General features: G+C 44.3%; 15 protein-coding genes. 10 read left to right on the top strand and 5 right to left on the bottom strand.

From position 1 onward, the window contains the following. Positions 1–60 precede the first annotated feature (60 nt). Entirely contained in the window at positions 61–927 is an 867-nt protein-coding gene (locus LFX25_RS16910) for a toxin-antitoxin system YwqK family antitoxin (RefSeq protein WP_238731278.1), read from the top strand. 4 nt (positions 928–931) lie between these two features. Then, complete coding sequence (locus LFX25_RS16905; RefSeq protein WP_238731277.1) at positions 932–1,165, top strand: hypothetical protein; 234 nt, start codon at positions 932–934, stop codon at positions 1,163–1,165. Between the two features lie 185 nt (positions 1,166–1,350). Here LFX25_RS16905 and LFX25_RS16900 read toward each other — a convergent pair whose 3' ends face one another. Both LFX25_RS16900 and LFX25_RS16895 read right to left on the bottom strand, forming a co-directional pair. Beyond that, positions 1,351–2,355, bottom strand: coding sequence for an LIC_10230 family protein (locus LFX25_RS16900; protein ID WP_238731276.1), 1,005 nt, complete (start codon positions 2,353–2,355; stop codon positions 1,351–1,353). A gap of 7 nt (positions 2,356–2,362) precedes the next feature. Beyond that, a complete protein-coding gene (locus LFX25_RS16895; RefSeq protein ID WP_238731275.1) occupies positions 2,363–3,379 on the bottom strand; it encodes a hypothetical protein in 1,017 nt (338 codons plus the stop codon). Between the two features lie 124 nt (positions 3,380–3,503). On the opposite strand from LFX25_RS16895, the gene LFX25_RS16890 reads away from it, so the two are divergent. From LFX25_RS16890 to mtaB, 7 genes are all read left to right on the top strand, one after another. Next, positions 3,504–4,877 carry an ABC transporter permease gene (locus LFX25_RS16890; protein WP_238731274.1) on the top strand — a complete coding sequence of 458 codons (1,374 nt, stop codon included), beginning with the start codon at positions 3,504–3,506 and terminating at the stop codon, positions 4,875–4,877. Between the two features lies 1 nt (position 4,878). Beyond that, positions 4,879–5,556, top strand: coding sequence for an ABC transporter ATP-binding protein (locus LFX25_RS16885; RefSeq protein WP_118954754.1), 678 nt, complete (start codon positions 4,879–4,881; stop codon positions 5,554–5,556). A gap of 128 nt (positions 5,557–5,684) precedes the next feature. Next, entirely contained in the window at positions 5,685–6,524 is an 840-nt protein-coding gene (locus LFX25_RS16880; protein WP_238731273.1) for an ATP--guanido phosphotransferase, read from the top strand. A 136-nt stretch (positions 6,525–6,660) separates the two neighbouring features. Beyond that, the gene (locus LFX25_RS16875; protein ID WP_135570876.1) at positions 6,661–9,207 is read left to right on the top strand and encodes an ATP-dependent Clp protease ATP-binding subunit; all 2,547 of its coding nucleotides are present in this window, start codon (positions 6,661–6,663) and stop codon (positions 9,205–9,207) included. 2 nt (positions 9,208–9,209) lie between these two features. Next, positions 9,210–9,635 (top strand): hypothetical protein, encoded by a 426-nt coding sequence (locus tag LFX25_RS16870; RefSeq protein WP_118954756.1) that lies wholly within the window; start codon positions 9,210–9,212, stop codon positions 9,633–9,635. Between the two features lie 32 nt (positions 9,636–9,667). Next, positions 9,668–10,453: a tetratricopeptide repeat protein gene (locus LFX25_RS16865; RefSeq protein WP_319937427.1), complete on the top strand. Its 786-nt coding sequence runs from the start codon at positions 9,668–9,670 to the stop codon at positions 10,451–10,453. After that, complete coding sequence (gene mtaB, locus LFX25_RS16860; RefSeq protein WP_238731271.1) at positions 10,434–11,747, top strand: tRNA (N(6)-L-threonylcarbamoyladenosine(37)-C(2))-methylthiotransferase MtaB; 1,314 nt, start codon at positions 10,434–10,436, stop codon at positions 11,745–11,747. Before LFX25_RS16865 ends, mtaB begins: the two co-directional genes overlap by 20 nt. Positions 11,748–11,853: 106 nt before the next feature. Here the strand turns inward: mtaB and LFX25_RS16855 are convergent, their stop codons facing one another. Continuing rightward, the gene (locus LFX25_RS16855) at positions 11,854–13,956 is read right to left on the bottom strand and encodes an ATP-binding protein (RefSeq protein ID WP_238731638.1); all 2,103 of its coding nucleotides are present in this window, start codon (positions 13,954–13,956) and stop codon (positions 11,854–11,856) included. Beyond that, a complete protein-coding gene (locus tag LFX25_RS16850; protein ID WP_238731270.1) occupies positions 13,953–14,702 on the bottom strand; it encodes a response regulator transcription factor in 750 nt (249 codons plus the stop codon). Before LFX25_RS16850 ends, LFX25_RS16855 begins: the two co-directional genes overlap by 4 nt. A gap of 114 nt (positions 14,703–14,816) precedes the next feature. Between LFX25_RS16850 and LFX25_RS16845 the strand changes: the two genes are divergently transcribed. Further along, positions 14,817–16,121, top strand: a complete 1,305-nt coding sequence (locus tag LFX25_RS16845; RefSeq protein WP_406600508.1) for a sugar transferase — start codon at positions 14,817–14,819, stop codon at positions 16,119–16,121. Here the strand turns inward: LFX25_RS16845 and LFX25_RS16840 are convergent. Then, complete coding sequence (locus LFX25_RS16840) at positions 16,116–16,778, bottom strand: class I SAM-dependent methyltransferase (protein ID WP_238731268.1); 663 nt, start codon at positions 16,776–16,778, stop codon at positions 16,116–16,118. The genes LFX25_RS16845 and LFX25_RS16840 overlap by 6 nt on opposite strands. Positions 16,779–16,825 lie beyond the last annotated feature (47 nt).

Here is a 16,825-nt window from a genome sequence, read left to right as displayed (position 1 = left end):
AGTCGATCTATATATTATAAAAATAGAATGTATTTAGAATCCGAATTTTCCAGCGAAAAAATGATTTTCCCCATCTCGAAAAACGTTTCGATTCAAAAACGCAAGCCCGAGACGAAGTTCGCTGTCGTTTCGAATCAAGAATTCGATTCTGCGGTAAAACTCGCTTCGGCCTTGAACGTTAAATCGGTTTCTTCCCGAAAATTTTTCGGTCTTTCGTTTCGGAAAAATCTGTTCCTTTTAACCGCGATCGTCTTATCGTTCGGCGCGTGCGTAAAGGAACCGCTTCCCGCAAACATTCCCGCGGGCGCTAAGTTTCAAAAAGAATTCAACGCATACGTTCTTACCGAGCCGGGAAGAAGACGCATTTACTACGATAACGGAAAGATTTATCAAGATTGCTCCGTAAATGAACTCGGATTGGAAAACGGACTCTGCCGCTTCTATTCCAAATACGAAGATCGTATATTAGCGAAAGGAAATTTTGAAAACGGGGTTCGCAGAGGAGAATGGATTTGGAACTTCGACAGCGGCAACTTGTATATCCGTCAGAACTACGGAAAGGGTCCGCGTAAACCCGAAGTGATGATGAGCGGGGACGAAGGAAACGAAGACGGTCTCTACGAAAGATTCTACGAGAACGGACAAGTCGAACTCAAAGGAAGTTATTCGGAAGGTTATCGAAATAATCTTTGGCAGAAATACTTTCCGGACGGCGAACTCGAATACACGGGCTATTATAAAAACGGCAGAAAAATAAGAACCTGGTTTTATTATTATCCGACCCATAAAACAGAAGCGATCGAAGTTTTCGACGATACCGGCGGTTTTCTTTCAAGAACGACTTATCTTCCCGACGGAACGATCAACTGCGAAATCAAAAAAGGTTCGAATACAGTTTGTCAGTCGTTGACTTCCGTTAAAAAATAAAATCGTGAAGACGATCTTCGGAATCTTCTTTCTTTTAATCGTTTATCTCAGCGTTTATTTTTCGCTGACCGTTTTTAATCTCTGGATTTTACTTTCCACGTTCGCTGTAGTTCATATCGGCTTGTTTCAGACCTTTCGAGAACGGCTCAATTCGAGGTTTTATCTCGTTTTATCGGTTGTTCACTTAATCGCCGTATTGTGTTTGAATTTGTATTTTAGGCAACCGGCAGCCGGTTAAAAAAATCTCATTAGCAATTCCGAACCGAATGTTATAGTTTGAAAAAACGACGCTTCCGGAAAAAGGATCGGCGACTTTTAGAAAATTATCGAAACGGAAATGTTAAGGTTTCTTAAAATTGCCGTGGCGATACGAGCCTTCGAAACATTTACGTTTTGAAAGCTCGTTTGAAGTTCGGGAAAATCTCACAATCCTCTGCTCGAAGCGAAATCGAGAACCCAAGTGTTCATCGATAAGATCGAAAACAAAAGAACCACAAACAAAATTACGCCCAAAATCGCGAACGTGATAAAGATCGTGTTTCGAATCACGCGGAATTGAAGATAACTTACGGATAAAGTAACGTTACCGGTCGGGGTAAGTTCGTCGCTCTTTCCCATTCTGAAATAATTGCGGATGTAAAACAGCATCATAAAAACGAGAAGCACGATCAGAAGAATTCCGAACTCGAACGAATAATGTTTTTGAAGAAGGAAAATCGGAATGTAGATCAGATTTCCCAAAAGAATTCCCGCGGCCATGATCGCCGCAAAATGAAAGAACATCGGAATCCACGAAATTTTAGAGGAAGAAGTCGATTGGATTTCTCCTTCTTCTCCGTTTTGAGCCGTTTTCAAAACGCCGAAACGATCCGCTTTTTCTCCGTAGACTTTGGAAATCGCAAAGATCATATAAATCAAAAGCACGAAAAGAGAAAACAAGAACAAGGAAGAGACCGCTCCGATCACGGGGGTCTGCGGTATGCTTCTCATCGGATGCTGCATGGACATCAAAACCGGAAGAATGGAGATCAAATACAGACTTCGGTTTAAAAAAACGTAAAACCAAGCCTTATAGTGGAGACTCAAAAAGGAAGTTACTGATAAGAATATTAGAAATCCATAAATAAAGAGCATGATCTTCTGCCCGAGAAGAATCCGATTCATCCGATCCACCGTGGCTTCGAGTTGAGCGTCGGTAGGAATCGTTTTCTCGTTCAATTCCTCCAAAACCTTGGAAGTGAGCCGGATCTTGGAGATCAAACCTCGTTCGATTCCCCATTGCGGTTCGAGTTCTCTTCCCGATCCTTCGAGTAGGGCTTCCATGGAATCCATATCTCTCGGATCGTAAAAGACAGGTTCGAAAGAGATATTCACGAGGCAGAAAAATAAAATGAGAAACGGTATGATTTGAGCGAGTTTTGTTTTCATGGTTTTGTTAAAAAAGAAATACGAAGATTGCGGTCATTGCGATTCCCAAAACTCCGAGAGCGATCAGGATCGTAATCAACAATCCCGAGTCTTCCGAGGAAGAATTTTGCGAAGAGCCTTTGACGGAGGACGATTTGCCCGAAGTCGAAGCGATCGGTTTTTCACCCGTGTAAGGACGAACCTTGATCGAATTCTCTTCTTCATAAATTTTTCCGAATATATCCGAACCGATCTGAACCACGGTTTCGTTTTCAACTCCGTTGTTCTTGGAGGAAACGACCGTTCCCGGAACCGGACGAATTTGTCCTTCGGGTGTTTCGAGTTTCATTGCTTCGATAATGCCTTGGGAAGAAGTATCCGATTTTAAAAGTTGGATCATGATTTTGTCGCCGGGTTTCAACGTATTGATTTGAATCCCGGAAACGGGAGAAAGAACGTACTTCATAGGGATCACACGCGAACCGGGTGGAATGGACTGTTCCGGCGTTTCAACGGGTCTGCTCATTTCCGCGGGGGAAGAAGGTTCCATAGAAGGAAGATCTTCGTCCGTTTCAATGGATGAATTTTCGAATCCGAAACTTTGGTTTTCTTCTTCGAGTTTGGAACGATCTACGATGACGTAAAAAATCTGAATGACCGGTTTGGAATTACCGGCCGCTTGATTGATGACTTGATTCAGGATGTAAGAAATCTTATCGTTATCCTTGCTTTTAAAGTAATGCATCAGCTGTTCCATAAAGTCGTCCGACTTTCCGTTCGCTTGGAACAGTTCCATCAACTTGTTCGTGAGATTCTTAAGTTGTTTGCCTTCGTATTTCAGTTTTTGGCAAACGTTGACGACGTCTTTGTGAGTGGAAACGGATAGTTGAACGGAACCGATGTTCTCGGATTGGCCGACCGCAACTACTTCGATCTTATCCATCTTCGCCTGTTGGATATCGATCACGCTGGTAAATAAAATATGAATGGATGAGGAAGGATCTCTAGAGATAAATTGAAACGAATAAACCTGATTGGAGCTCATGTATTTTTAACTTAAGAAGGCTCCGTTTGGGAAACTTTCTTCTTTATTTTTGACATTCTGGTTCGGATTCAGAGAATTGTCAAACTAAGGAAGGATTTCACCTTCTAATTTTAAGAGTTTTTTGATGAAGTCAAATTTGTTCCGGGGTTCGTTGATATTTCTGGTAACCTCCCGTTATATTCGGGGGTCCCGGGTCGCAGGTCTCCTCTCCTTAAAATCTAGACTATCGTTCATTGTGATGACGGTAGGCGTTTCTCTTTTGATCGTTGTCTTATCGATCTTCAACGGCTTTCAAAGACAGGTAAAAGAATCGCTCTGGCAAGGCGGTCCTCATATCACGATTGAAAACAATTTCGATTCCGGTGATATACAGAATTATGAAAAGATAGTTTCTTGGTTAAGCAAGAATCCTTATTTAAAAGATAGGATCGTTTCCATCGGTGGAAGCATCACGAGTCACGGTCTGATTCAAAATAGCAACTCTTTCATTCCGATTATGGTGCGCGCTCTTCCCGTCGAGAACATTCAGGATTTAATCGGAAATCGTCTTCCGAATTTTCCGCGCATCGTTCATCACAATCGCGAAGAAATCGCGCGTTACAACACGGACAATCAGGTCTTGATCGGAAAAGAGATGGCCGGTCTGTATAATTTCGACTTAGGCGCGAATCTTACTATGGCTGTTCCGGGCGGAAGATTTTCGCTCGGAAAAGGCGTGGACGTTTCGATCAAAACGTTTCGAACCGTTGGATTCTTTAAAACCGGATATTATAATTACGATACACATTACGTTTTTCTTTCGCTTCCCGTGGCGCAAAAATTCTTTAACTTGAAAAACTCGGTAAATCAAATCGCGATCAAAGTGAAGTCGCTCGACGATCTGCAAAACTGCAAACGCGAGATCTTAAAAGAATTCAGAGATCCGGAATTCGAAAACGAGATCGGTTATTCCGCTTCTTTCAGCGTAAGAACGATCGCGGAAGAACAGGAGAATTTCTTTACCGCGTTGAAACTCGAAAAAACGATCATCTCCATTATCGTTTTCTTATTCATCATTCTCGCCGCGTTGGGAATGGTTGCGAGCGTTTACAGTTTGGTGCGGGCAAAGCGGAAGTCGATCGGAGTCTTAAAAGCGCTCGGCTTGCCTTCCTCCGGAATCCTGTTGATCTTCACGTTGAACGCGATGGTCGTCGGAGTTCTTGCTTCTCTTGTCGGAGGAGTTTCCGGCATTTTTATCGCGGGCAATTTGGAAACGATCGTAAACGGTCTTTCCGAACTCATCAACATGGTGGGATTTTATTTTTATCATTCCGAATGGACGAACGTGGAGTTGGTTCCGAAGGACGTATATTACTTCGATCATATCCCGGTCGATATCGATATTTCATTTATCTTTATGGTGACGACCGCGGCCACGATTCTTTCGGGAATCGCCGGTTATTTTCCGGCGCGATGGGCCGCCGGTTTGAATCCTGTTGATACGATAAGGAACGACTAACGTGAGTCTGATCAAAGTAAGAAGTCTAGTAAAGAATTATCATATTCTCGATAAGGAATTTAAGATTCTCGATCATCTCGATCTCGATGTCGAAGAAGGCGAGATCGTTTCCGTGGAAGGAAAGTCCGGAATCGGAAAGTCAACCCTCTTGAACATCTTGGGTTCGATGGATTCATCCGATAGCGGAGAAGTGAACGTTTGCGGAGTCGCGCTCGATCAAATTTCTGAAACCGGAAAGGAAAAGTTTCGGGCGGAGAAAGTTTCCTTTATCTTTCAACATCATCTTCTGCTTCCCGATTTTACGGCTCTGGAAAATGTCAGCATTCCTCTGTTGATCAACGGAGTTCAACCGGGAAAGGCGCGACAACTGTCCATCGATATGTTGGATCGCGTGGGACTCAAGGATCGTCACGACAACTTTCCTTCACAGCTTTCGGGCGGTGAAAGCGCGAGGGTCGGAGTAGCGAGAGCGCTCGTTGCAGGAAAGAAGCTCGTGCTTGCGGACGAACCGACGGGAAACTTGGATCGTGAAAATTCACGGAACTTGATGGCTTTGATTTTGGAACTTCAGAAAGAGCTTCGTTTTTCCATGGTGATCGTAACACACGATATGGAACTTGCGTCGCTGGCTCACAGAAGGAACCAAATGGCGGGCGGGAAACTGCAGCCGATTTCTTAAAGTAAAGGTTGAATTGTCGTTTTATTATTTGGTCCGACAAAGCGTCAGTGTGAAATCCCGTTTTTGTGGGAACTCTTACATCGTTTAAGATAGAATCGGCTTGCACCGTAGTTCCGACCTTTTTCAAAATGGAACCGACAATTCTTATGTCTTCTTCCGAAACCTGTTTATACTGCGGAACTAACTCAACGATTTGGAACGAACGTGGAAAGATCGGTTGTGTCCATTGCCTCAAACTCTTTCGAAAAGAATACCAAGCGCATCTGAGAGAACGGGACTTTGAACTTTCTTCGCGATTTTTACAGGGAACGGAACTCGAGAATTTTCTTCGGTTCGAATCCCTCTCGGAATCCCAAAAAATTCTTCAGTTGGACCGGATGGCTCCGCCCTTTACCTACCGACTGAGAATCGGCCGCAATCTCCAGGGGAGAATCTACCCGACCGCCGCCGATCCAGGTCTATCGAAAATCAAAAACGCCGGAGTTCCGACCCAAATCCTAAGGGAGTTCCTCTCGAACACCTTAGAGGTCGATCCCGCTCTGCTCAACGGGAAAGAATTACCGACCCGCCTTTCTTGGGGGGAAGGGACTTTATTTTTCGGGGATGAAGAACATCTTCGTTGGGAAACGTTTGCCCCGACGGTTTCGGAATTATTCCGACAAATCGAAACTTCTCCCCTAAAAAAATTAGAAGATCAAAAAGTTTTTGATTACGATCCGGATTTCGGTTATGTCACTTCCTGCCCGACAAACGCGGGATCAGGGACGAAAATTAGTTTGAAATTGTCTATGCGGTCTTGGAAAAATCGAAATTCTTCCTCGTTCAAAGTTCCCGGCTTTTTAGAGTTTTACCTTGAGAATTCTTCCGAATTCGCAGTTTTTTATCTGAAAAATTTTACTTTTTCTCAAAAAAATTCCTTTTTAAAATTAGTTTATTATTTAGCCTTACAGGTGGAACCGGCGTTGTAAGCCCGGAATTTACTCGAACTTCCGATCCTTTTTCGAAAACGTTCCGATACTGAAATTAAAAGCAGAGTTCCACTCTCGGGTGGGAATTTCGAAGCGAATTCAGTCTAATCATTACAAATAAAACTAAGGCGCTGTTATGCTGGAATTTACTAAAAGAGCCAAAAGAGTCATCAACGAGATCGCTCAGGATGAGGCCAAGCGTCTTGGTAGCGACTATATCGGGCCGGAACACATTCTGCTCGGTCTTCTGAAAGAAGAAGATTCGGTCGCTATCAAAATCCTGAACAATCTGAACATTAACCTCAACGAACTTCGTAAAGAGGTGGAACGAAGAACGCGCGAAGCTTCCGGAGCCTTGCTCATGGACGTCGCCGGCGGTCAGGATCGATATCAAAAAATTATCGAGCTTTCCAAAGAAGAAGCAAAACGACTCAAACACAATTACGTCGGGACGGAACATATCCTTCTCGCGTTGTTAAGAGACAACAACAATATCGCGGGCGGCGCGTTGTATTCTTTTAGCGTAAATTATAATGTTATAAAGAGCGAAATCTTACGTTTGCTCGGCGCTCCTCCTACGAGCTCCGTAGGCGTAAGCTCCGCGGCTCAATCGGGACCGCAGGGAACTCAGCCTCGTCAGGAGAAAACCAAAACTCCGATCTTGGACGAGTTCGCACGCGATCTTACGCAGCTTGCGAGAGATAAGAAATTGGATCCGGTTGTGGGAAGAGCGACCGAGATTCAAAGAGTCATTCAAATTCTTTCCAGAAAAACGAAGAACAATCCGGTTCTCGTCGGAGAATCCGGAGTCGGTAAAACCGCGATCGTGGAAGGACTCGCTCTTGCGATCGTAGAGAAGAGCGTTCCCGATCTGCTGTTCGAAAAGAGAGTTCTTTCTTTGGATCTTGCGTCTTTGATCGCGGGAACCAAATACAGAGGAGAATTCGAAGAGCGTCTGAAAAAGATCATGAAGGAAATCACTTCCTCCACGAACATCATCATCTTTATCGACGAACTTCACACTTTGATCGGAGCCGGAGCCGCGGAAGGCGCGGTGGATGCTGCGAACATTCTCAAACCCGCTTTAGCGAGGGGAGAACTTCAGTGCATCGGCGCGACCACAAGCGCGGAATACCGCAAGTATATCGAAAAAGATTCCGCATTGGAAAGAAGATTCCAAGTCGTGAAAGTCGCGGAACCTTCCGTGGACGACGCGATTCAGATTCTCCAAGGTTTGAAAAAAGCGTACGAAGCTCACCACAAAGTGAGATACTCCGATAAGGCTTTGGAACAATCCGTAAAACTTTCTCACAGATATATCAACGATCGTTATTTACCTGATAAGGCGATCGATATCATCGACGAGGCCGGTGCCAAGGCGCGTTTGGCGAACTGCGCGCGTCCTCAAACGATCAAGGATCTCGAAGAGGAAATCAAATCTCTTGCGACTAAAAAAGAAGAATTAGTCCGCGCCCAAGAATACGAAAAGGCCGCCGGAGTTCGCGACGAAGTGAACCGGAAAAAACAGGCTATGGAAGAAAAGATCCGTTCTTGGCAAGAGAAGATGGAAGACTTCGCGGTCAACATCGAGGAAGACGATATTCTTTCCGTAATCTCATTATGGACCGGAATTCCTTTGGAAAAAATGGAAGAATCCGAATCCGACAAACTTCTCCGCTTGGAAGATGAACTGAAAAAACGCGTCGTCGGTCAGGGAGAAGCGATCGAAAAAATCGCGAAAGCGGTTCGTCGTGCGAGAACAGGATTCAAGAGCGAAAGACGTCCTACCGGATCTTTCATCTTCTTGGGACCAACGGGAGTCGGTAAGACCGAGCTCGCAAAAGCTCTTGCAAACTTCCTCTTCGGAAACGACGATGCGATGCTTCGTGTGGATATGTCCGAATATATGGAACCGCATGCGGTCAGCCGTTTGATCGGAGCGCCTCCGGGTTACGTAGGTTACGATGACGGAGGTCAATTGACCGAGTTCGTCAGAAAAAGACCGTACTCCATCATTCTTTTGGATGAGATTGAAAAAGCGCACCACGACATTTTCAATATTCTCCTTCAGATCATGGAAGAAGGAAACTTGACCGATACGAAAGGACGCAAAGTCAACTTCCGAGACACGATTATCATCATGACTTCCAACATCGGCGCAAAGGAAATTCAAGCCGGAGGAAGACTGGGATTCGAAGATCGTAAGGACGAAGCGCTGAAATACAAGTCCGATCAGACTCGCGATCAGTTGAAGAAATACTTCAATCCTGAATTCTTGAACCGTGTGGATGAAGTGATCTACTTCGGATCTCTCACGAAAGAAAACATCATGGCGATCATCGATATCATGGTGATCGACACGAACAAACGTTTCCGTGAAAAAGCGATCGAGGTTTCCATTACTCAGTCCGCGAAAGACCATATCATGGATATCGGTTACGACGAGAAGTTCGGTGCGAGACCGTTGCGTAGGGTTTTCCAAAGAGAACTCGAAGACCACATGGCGGTTCAAACACTCAAAGGGGCTTACAAGGAACCGACTAAAATCGAAATCGATTTCAAAGAAGGTAAACTTGATTTCGTTGAATCTGCTTGGACGGACTACAAACCGGCAGCTAAAGCCGGAGGAGACGACAATTCTTCCGGCAATCCTGAAAGGTCGGAAGAGATTGCCTTAGTGTAAGGATGCCTATACTCATCCCTGTATTGATTCTGATTTCCTATCTTCTCATTCGGAAGATTTGGTTTCACCTTAGGAAAATCAGAACCATTGCAGGGATCGAGAAAATTTCCCTCTGCGTTTTCCATCCCGATTTATTTCTTCCCGAGGTACGGGTCTTCTACAAGTATTACTTTCAGGGCGGGGTTTATTACGGCTCCGGATACATGCTTTTGACCGATTTTCTCGGCCAGGAAGAATATTCCATCTACCGAAACGGCGACGGACTTCCGGTCCTTGAAATGGAAGATCAGTCGGTTCTTTCCGAAGAACAGATCGAACACTTTCTTATGCAGAAGTATCCGAGCATCATCGTTTATATCGATCCGGTGGAACCGTTTCATTCTCTCATCGACTGCATCAACGCAAAGTCCATGAGTATGACCGCATAAATTTTTAGAGAGTATCAGTAATGCAGATGCGTATGTTTCGATCCTTAATTCTCGTATTGTGTTTCGCGATTTCGGCGAACTTCTCCCAGATATTCGCGCAAACCGGAGAAGAGTATTCCCAGGCTTTGAAAGAATTCGAAGGCCGGAACTACGAAAAGTCTTTGGAAATCATTCGAGTTCTGCATGAAAAAGGCGGACGTACCTACGAATCGCATTATTTGGCGGGTCATTGTCATTTTGCATTGGGAAGAAGCAAATCGGCCGCATCTCACTGGTCCGAAGCCCTTTCGATCAAACCCGGAGACGCGGCCGTCAGTCTGGACTACGCGAGATATCTTTTAAACAACGGAAGAGAAGACGACGGTTTGCAAATCATCGCACGCGCTTACGAGCTCAATCCGCGCAACAAGGACATCCGCCTTCTTTTTGGAACCGCGCTTCTTTACAACGGAAAGGCGAGAGACGCTCTCAGCATTACAGAAAAGTTGAAGGCGGAAGATTCGAACGACTATCGTCCTCTCGTGTTGGAAGGGCAGATCTATTATTATCTCGGAAGCATCGAAAAAGCGGAAGTGAGTTTGAAGTGGGCGAACTCACTCGTTCCAAACAACGCGAACGTATTGAACAATCTCGCGCTTGTTTATGAGAAGGCTTCCAATCAGGAAAATAAAAAGGGCAAATATTCCAATGCGAAGAATTATCTGAACTCCGCAAAGGAACAGATCGAATCGGCGCTCAAATTAGAACCTGAAAATTCTCACTTCAAAGATAATTTAAAAAGAATCGAAGTCAAACTCAATGCTCTCTCCAATAGCTGAACAAACGGTTCTATTCAACACTCTCGGCTGTCGTCTTAATTTTTTCGAGTCGGACGGTTTGTTCGCGTCTTTGACCAAACACGGATATCGTTCCGCCGAAGCGGAAGAACATCCGGAAGTCGTCATCATCAATACTTGCACCGTAACGAATAAGGCCGATTCTAGAAATCGAAATACGATTCGCAACGCGATCAAAAAGTTTCCGGGCTCTCAAATCTGGGTCACGGGTTGTTATGCCGAAACCGATCGGGATTCCATCGAAGCGATTCCCGGAGTTGCGGGTGTAGTCGGCAACACGGAAAAATCCAAACTTCCGGCGATGATTTTAGAGAGGAAAGGTTTGATCGATTCGGAAGAATTGATCCGAGTTTCTTACGATCGATTTTCCTATTCGGACGTTTTACCGAACGGACATACACGCGCTTACTTGAAAATCCAAGACGGATGCAATCGTAAATGTTCCTATTGTAAAATTCCTCAGGCGCGCGGTCTTGGGGTTAGCAGAAGGTATCAGGACGTTTTGGATCAAGTCCGTTTTTTACAGGACAACGGAGTCGGAGAAATCGTTCTAACCGGGGTCAATTTAGGCTGGTTTCGCGACGGAGAAAACAAAAAGGCCTTCAATAAAATCCTCGGAGACATCTTAAACATTTTAGAATATTCAAGAATTCGAATTTCTTCGATCGAACCTCCGGACGTAGGAAACGAACTCGCGGAACTGATGAGTCATCCGCGTTTTACTCCGTTTTTGCATATTCCTCTTCAAAGCGGAAGCGCCGAAATTCTCAAACGAATGAAACGCACTTATACTGCGGAAACGTTCCGCAAACGCGTGGAAACCGCGAAGGAAAAGGTTCCGGGTTTGTTTTTGGGAACCGATGTGATCGTCGGTTTTCCCGGAGAAACCGAAGAAATGTTTCAAGAAAGCGTTAGGATGGTTCGTGATCTCGGATTTGCTAAAATTCATGCGTTTCCTTTTTCCGTAAGAAGAAATACGTTGGCCGAAACGTTTCACGATTCCGTAAGCAAAGAAACGAAGAAAGAAAGGGTTCACGCGTTAAACTCGCTTTCGAGAGAACTTCATCAAAAATACGCGATCGCCGAAGTCGGAAAAATCAGAGAAGCGATTCTGGAACAAGGCGGCGTCGCGGTTACGGACAATTATCTCAAAGTGAAACTGAGCGAAACGGAACTGAAACCTCTCCAAGTCGGCCAATTCTTGAACGTGGAACTTCTGCAATACGAACCAGAGGCGGACAAAGAAGGAACATTCGCCGGTAAGGTTTCTAAATAAACATTCAATTCTTTTCTTTTTTTCCTCGGAAAATATTTCTAAAATTTATCCTTTTGGTAAAATTGCGTCGTGAACGAATACGATCGGGATCGATGTAGGAACTCCTTCATTTCTCTTCTGGAAGAAAAATTTCCACAAAAGCTTCGTCTCCATTTAAAAATTCTAATGTAAGATAGCCGCCGAAAATTTTCAGCAAGGCGCTATGAATTCTAAGTCCTTGTCCCGCCGATTCCAAAAATTGCGTTCCGCTTGTGTCGATCCTATTTTTGATTCGGATTAGAATTCCATTTTTACTTTCTGCGTTCTTTAAGAATGCGACGGAAATTTTTTTATCCGTAGATTCGCCCGAATATTTCACTGCGTTTCGAATCGATTCTCTACAAGCGTAAAAAAGAATTTCCAAGGCTTCCGGTTTGGAAATCGGAAATCGATCTTTGAGTTCGGGCGCATATTTCCAATCAAACCAAGCGGCTTCGAATTCGGAACCGATTCTTCGGATCAATGCTTCGATCAAGCCGAGTCTTTCGATTTCCAAACTCGTATCGGGAAGTTCTCTTAAAAAACTGGAAACTCGTTTGTGCAGATCGGTCAACAATCGGATTTGTTCGGAGACCTCGCTTTCGTTTTTCATGTGTGAAAGAATAAGAATCGAAGAATGAATTTCGGGAAGAATTTCGTCGTGAAGAATTTGTCTCGTTTTGTAATCCGAGATTCTCTGTTCTTCCATGTGTTTTCGCTGCAAGGAACTTAAAACAAGCGAGTTACTTTCGGTAAAAAGCGAGGATAAAATCCAAGCCACGGCGGCTTTTGCGGTTTCGATTTCCTCTTCCGCGTATAAACCCCCGTCTCTTTTTTGACCCAAAAATAAAAGACCGTCTCCCGAATGATCGTTTTCCACCTTGATACAAAGCGCAAAGTCCGAATGATTTTCCCGTTCCAGATAGGCGAGGCCGTCCTTTTCAAAAATCAAATTCAAATTCTTGAATGTATTTACGTCTACATCCGCGCCTTTCGGGTTTTCGTATCCTTCGGCTGCGCCCGCGCTTGGATAACGGAGAATCATATCCGCTATAAACGGAATTCTGCTTTCGTTGATAAACAAAGCGGAGGAGGTTTCGAGAATTTCCGAACAAAGAAGGTTGAAGGATTTTTGGAATTTTTCCTTTAGATTTTTCGAGTTTTCAAGAAGGTCGTCGTCCTTGATTTCCTCCGTTTTTATGATGGAACTCAAGACGGAACTATTTTCCAATCGCAGGTCCTTGCTTTTTTTCAGAAGAAACGTTCTTGCCGCGCAATAAACGTAGGAACCGGTTAGGAACAGTTCTATTTTAGTGAAATGGAATGTAGCAGCTACGAAGTAAAAAAGAGCCAAGATGAAAAAACCGAAATTTGCGTTTCTCCATTCTTGGCGTAAACTGATCTTGGGAAGAATTCTCCCGGTAAAAATTTCGTACGAGATCAAAGCCTGTCCTAAAATCAAAATTGCGATCGTTACAAGAAGTTGAATTCCGATTAAAAAACCGTAAAACGATCTCGGGTCGTTATCGGATCGAGAAACGGGATCTCGAATGATTCCGATGCCGCCTCCTAAAAATAGGAAAAATACGAGAACTGAAACTCCGAAGAGCAAAAGGGATACTGCTTTGAGATACGGAACGGCTTTGTTTCTGGCGAATTCGGGAAGAATCCGTTTTGTAATTCGAAACGAAAATAAGGCGAAGATCGGGACTACGATGCAGAACAGAATATAAAGGAGATAGGAAAGTCGAAACGCAAACGGAACTACATTCCAAAAATGGAATAGAGATACGTTCGCGGAAAATTTGCGGCTCCAAGAATAAAAGAAAACGACGGCAAACGCCTGTGCGCTTAACAAAAGCCAAAAGAAAATTCTGTAGATCCGTTTTTCCCGCAAAAAACCGAGAAACCAAACGACTATAAAAAACCATCCGAACGGAATCAGAATCAAACCGAAGATTCCAGGAAAAAAATAAACCGCGGAGTAATTGGAAACTCGGATCAGACCCGATTCTCCGATCCAGGAAAAAAATCCGAACAAGGCCGATACGGATAATAGAATGACGATGGTAAACGTTGCCGATCTGTCTCTTCGTTCCAAGTTGACGAACGTCGTCGAAGCGAGCCAAAAAAGAATCGAGGACAAAAAAAGAAAAACGGAACAGATAAAAATTTCCGGATTCGGATTCAAGCGAGTTCCCAACGAACCCATTCGGTTCCGTTTTTGTAATAGGCGCTTCCGTCTTCTTCCCATTGAAGAAATCGATTTTCTCGTACGATCAACGCCGCTCTGGTTCGAGCGACTTTTTCGTCCGCGTTCGATTCGTTTAAATCCCAAGCTGCGTAAATTTGTCCGTTGATTCGGCTGATCGTTCTTTTGTCTTTAAACCCAAGCCGAGCGGCGATCTGTTCGTTGCTTTGACCTTCGGCTAACATCTTTGCTACGATTCTTTCGTTCGGTTCAAGGATCGCCATCGGAGAATTCTCATCCTGATTTTTTACTTCTACGATTCTGGATTCGATTTCGGGATCGATAAAACTTTTACCGTCGTATGCAAGTTCGAGTAAAGGAACGATCATCTGGGGCAAAAGATAATTAGATTTTCTGACATACGCATAATGACTGAGAATTCCGGCCTTGCGGAAGGTACGGAAATATTCGTCGCTGTCCTGTATGGAATAGATGACGACGGGTTTTCTCGGAAATTCTTTGCGGATCGCAACGATCGTTTCGATTCCGTTTAATGTTCCCGCTAATCGGACATCCATGAGACAGACATCGTATTCTTTTTTTAGGGAAAATTCGATGGCTTCTTCTCCGGTTCCGCAATCGTGGAGAACGGCGAACTTACCGGATTCGTTCAGGCCCGTTACGAGGGACTTTCTCAGTTTTTCGTTGTCTTCCACGATCAGCAGATTCAAAGGTTTGTCTTTCATACACGAACGACCCGATTTTAAGTTCTTACAACCGTCACTGTCAAGCACTTGAGTGCGTAAGAATCCGCACTCGAGAGGATGAATGACGCACGGAATTCTGTTAGATTCTTTCCCATGAAACGAATCATCGAAATAGTTTTATCCGCGATCGCATTGGCGATCTTTTCTCCCGTTATAGTCGGAGTCGCTTTGTTGATCCTCCTCGCAGACGGTCGTCCGATTTTCTTTTGTCAGGAAAGACTCGGCCTTTTGAAAAGACCGTTTCGAATTCTAAAATTCAGAACGATGAAAGACGGAGAAGTTACGAGCCTCGGTTATTGGCTGAGAAGAACCGGTATCGACGAACTTCCGCAGATTTGGAACGTTTTGATCGGTGATATGAGCGTGGTTGGTCCGAGACCTTTGACAAAGTTCGACGTGAATCGTCTCGGATGGAATCGTCCGTTTTACGACATTCGATGGTCGATGCGTCCCGGCATCACGGGGCTTTCCCAATTGTATTCCGGAATGGGCGCGCGCGTCTCCTTTTGTTTTGATCGTTCTTATCTGAATTCGAATACTCCGGGTCTCGACGTGAAAATCGTTTTCGTAACGTTCGCGATGAACGTGTTCGGTAAACAAAGAATCCGTAATAAACTCAAAATCTCTTTAAAAGACAGAAAGATAGGAGTTCGCTGGAAACAATGGAGGGAACATTTTAAAGGAAACGAAGTCCGTCCTCTTCCGAAAATCGACTCGGAAACGTTGGACCTTCGTCCGAATGAAATGAGGTCGATCGCATACTCGCTCGCCATATTTCAGTTAGGCGAAGCGGGCGAAGGGAGAATCGCGAAGGAAATCGATAAAACCATTCTTTTCGGAATCGACGATTTTTACAGAGAAGCTCTGAAACTTTTCGTAAAGGAAGAAGGCAGACACGCAAGAATCCTAGGCGAATGTATCCGCGCATTAAAAGGGGAATTGATAGAATCCAATTGGACGGAAAGATTGTTTTATTTCGGAAGAAGACTTCTCGGAGTCCGTTTGAAGCTGATGGTTCTTCTCGCTGCGGAAGTGGTGGGAATCTGTTTTTATCACAAGCTTGCGGATAAGATTCCGAACGGTTTCGTCAAATCCGCTTTACTCGGCATCGTGAAGGACGAAGAGAAACATCTTAAATTTCACAGCGATTTTTTCCGAATCAGAGTCAGAAACTTTTTTACGAAATTCGTGTTCCGATGGCTGTGGAGAACGATTTCGTTTGCCGCTTGTATCACGGTGATTTTGGATCACAGAAAAACGTTTCGTGTATTGGGAATTTCGAATTGGAAAACGTTTCTGAGGTTTCAAGAGATCGCAAGAAGCACCGAGGATTGTATTCTTGAAGGTCTGAGTTTGAAGTTAAATCACGGTTTTCGATTTAAGGTCGTTTCTTTATGAACGGATGAATTCTTCCGGAGTATCTTCTTCTTCTCTAAGATCGTAAAAGCCGTATTCGAAGTCCTTGCCAGCAACGACTTCGAGTCCGTAAACATATTCGGAAATTCTTACGTTCTTAACGATGTCGAGATGATACAACTCCGCCAAAAATTTCATCTTGTCCAAAGAGATCTTATCGTTGATTTTCGGACCGATCGAATATTCGTTCTTCACCCAATCCAAGACGATCAGTTTACCGCCTCGGCGAATCGATCGGATCAACCCGTCCATCGCAAGGCCCGGATCGGGGAACGTCGATAAAACCAAGGACGCGAAAACCGCATCGGGAGTGGGAATCCATTCCGGAAGCAAAGGATGATCGGATTTTTCGATAAAGAACGGAGTAAAATTCGTAATCTCCTCTCGATTCTTCCAATGTAGAACTTCGTCGATCAGATCCTGTTGGCATTCTCCCCCCCAAATCCAAGCGTCTTTGGGAAGTTGTTTTTTCAATTCCAAGGTAAAATAACCGAGTCCCATCCCAAAATCTACTAAGTGATTCACATCTTTGAAGCTAAAATGTTTGAAGACCGTTTCGGGAGGAGTTAACTCGCGGCGTTTGCTGGAGATCAGAAAGTGCTGATACTCGGAGTTTTCGTAATAATCCAGATCGCCCATAATTCCTACTTGGATTATGTCTAATCGATCGTTTTACAGATGTCAAA

The sequence above is a fragment of the Leptospira sanjuanensis genome (genome assembly GCF_022267325.1).
Classification (GTDB): Bacteria; Spirochaetota; Leptospiria; order Leptospirales; family Leptospiraceae; genus Leptospira; species Leptospira sanjuanensis.
This window is presented reverse-complemented; position numbering and strand designations above follow the sequence as displayed.